The sequence below is a fragment of the Corynebacterium sp. UMB0012 genome (assembly GCF_030216265.1).
GTDB lineage: Bacteria > Actinomycetota > Actinomycetes > Mycobacteriales > Mycobacteriaceae > Corynebacterium.
In genome coordinates, this window is the sequence record NZ_JASOKQ010000131.1 from 1 (window position 1) to 246 (window position 246).

Sequence of the window (246 nt, forward strand, 5' to 3'; positions counted from 1 at the left end):
GTGACCTACGGGCGTTTCGTTGACGACGAGCAGCGGCAGACCGTCGATGAACTGCTCGCCGCCGCCGGCGAGGTTGTCACCGTCACCGAACCGCAGATCGACGCAGTGACCGCAGTGTCCGGCTCCGGCCCTGCGTACTTCTTCCTTGTCACCGAAGCGATGGTGGACGCGGGCGTGTCCCTCGGCCTGCCGCGCGACCTTGCGGAGCGTCTGGCTAAGGCCACCGCGGCCGGTGCAGGCGCGATG

At 68.7% G+C, this 246-nt stretch carries 1 protein-coding gene; it reads left to right on the forward strand.

From position 1 onward, the window contains the following. A partial coding sequence (locus QP324_RS12155) for a pyrroline-5-carboxylate reductase (protein ID WP_284816245.1) occupies positions 1–246 on the forward strand: 246 nt, incomplete at both ends.